Consider the following 2402-nt stretch of genomic DNA (forward strand, 5'->3'; position numbering starts at 1 on the left):
ACAAGATCAGGATCTTATTGAATTGTACTTTGACAAACCAGGAGAATACGACATCTCGATGATATCCAAACTGGGAGATTGTCAGGATACATCTACCCAAAAAGTATTGGTACTACAAAAAGAAATAACAGAGGATCAAAATCAGGATAACCAAAATCAACAGTTAGGAAATATCAGAGAGTTTAATGTATACCCAAATCCTTCTGATGGTAAATTCTTTGTAAAAGTAGCCTTGAAAGAACAAAAAGATATCAGTATTAAAGTATTTAGCCTGGCTAATAACGCTATACTTACTCAAACAAAGCAATCTGGTAAAAAACAATATGAAATCCCGTTTACTCTGCAAGTACCTTCTGGAGTATATGCTATAGTACTAGAAACTCCATATGGAAATGATATTAGAAAAGTGATTGTGGAATAATTGATAAGTAGTATTTATTAATGATAATAGTAAAATGATATAAAATCTAAAAATGAAAAAAATAATATTTGTAGTATTTTTTTTAATGACTTACATTGGGTTTTCTCAAGATTATGGTTTTTTGTTTAAAACAGAAGTTCAGGCAACTGCACATGCCAACTTATTTAATGCTAGCGTAGTGACTGATTCACCTGAGGTTTATCCGGGTATAGGGTATAACTCTACTCCACAAAATGTAGGTAGCATTTACTATGATTTTATTGAATTAAATAACAATTTCAATACTGCCACTGTTAACCTTTACAGCCATTGGATCTCTCTTAGTGACCCTGTTTCTTGTAATTCTGACGACACCTATACGTATACAAGAAATGAATTTATAAACAATTTGGTTGGATACAATACTAAAGATTGTAATTTTTTTACAATTGTATACCCAATTCACATTATTGAACCTTCAGCAAATGAATTCTGCCCTGATCAAGAGATTGTTCTAAAATATGGATACCATTGGCAATTTAGTTTTGATGGTATAAACTGGAATTCTTTCCCTACATCCCTTAATACAAAAAGAGTAACAAGTTTTACGCTAAAAGAATTGTTTAGTCTAAGTGGAATTCCTGATAGTCAATGGCAAAGTGAATCTAATATTAAATTCCAAACTGGATATAGAACAGAATTTACAAACATTAGAAACATAACAATCATTAATTGCTCACCTAAACTAGATGGTCCTATAATTGACATCCAACCTTTATGTAGTAATAGTATCAATCATAATGACAATGACAATGGTAGTTTTACTGTAACTTTTGATAGAGAACTGGATGATACCAAACAAGAAAAAATGAACCTGCAGGTATATCGACAAGTGGGAAGCAGCTTTGATGGTTATGCATCAAAAGTAGTAACTAAAAGTGATTTCACCGGGACTTCCTATACCTGGGAACCTAAAAACTTACCTGGTGGGGTCTATAAACTATTCTGGCAAACCAAAAGTAACAATGAAGGTTTTGATGATATTAATACAGTACCTGATGCCTATGATGAAAGTAATCCTTTTACACTAACTACTCCTCCCGCTTTATCTGTTAGTGGTGCTCCTTCTCCCGTACAATGTTTTGGAGGAAACGATGGAAGTATTACAGTGACTCCAAATGGGGGAACACCAGGAACACCGCCTACATCACCTCGATACCAATATTCTATCGATAATGGAACTACATGGCAACAAGAAACACTTTTTGACTCATTAACCAAAGGAGATTATACCATTCTTATCAAAGATAATAATGGTTGTGAAGCTACTAGTGCACCCATAACTGTTAACGAACGATTCCTAACCATACCAGATGTAGTGGGGTTGTCTGCACTCATTACCAGCCCTACTCTCATTAATGGTAATAATGGACGTATCGCAATCTCTGTATCTAGTGGATCTGGGAACTATACAAACTATGCCTGGACCAAAGATGGAAATCCCTTTACACCTCCTTCAGGGTCTACAAATACAAATATCATCAACCTCTATGAAGGGGTTTATACCATCGTAGTAACCGATAGTAATGGATGTAGTTCTAATCTCGAAACATTCACTCTTACAGATCCAGAACCTATCGACATCTCTATCAATATGACGCCCAATACTGTTAACTGTTCGGATACAAAAGTAAATCTTATCGCCAGTGCAACAGGGGGATTTTTAAACTCTGGTGGAGATTACACTTATCTATGGGATGATGGAACTACCGAAGCATCTCTTACCAATGTAGGAATAGGAAACTACCAGGTAACTGTATCTGATCAAGGAGGAAATAGCCAATCTAAATCTTTTCAGGTACAAGGGCCTGAGCCTATAACAGCCATACCTACTGTAAGTAATGTAGGGTGTAAAAATGGAAGTGATGGAACCATACAATTAACCATTAACGGAGGTACAGGACAATATACCGTTAACTGGACTAAACTATTCGATAATACC

The 2402-nt window shown here is 35.1% G+C and carries 2 protein-coding genes; both read left to right on the forward strand.

What is annotated here, in order from left to right; genetic code table 11:
- Positions 1-421: T9SS type A sorting domain-containing protein (locus tag ATO12_RS24420; protein ID WP_034247692.1), on the forward strand; the 421-nt coding region annotated here is incomplete at its 5' end.
- 52 nt (positions 422-473) lie between these two features.
- The coding region (locus tag ATO12_RS24425) for a SprB repeat-containing protein (protein WP_205625264.1) at positions 474-2402 on the forward strand (1929 nt) is incomplete at its 3' end.

It is taken from the genome of Aquimarina atlantica, from assembly GCF_000626715.1.
Lineage (GTDB): Bacteria > Bacteroidota > Bacteroidia > Flavobacteriales > Flavobacteriaceae > Aquimarina > Aquimarina atlantica.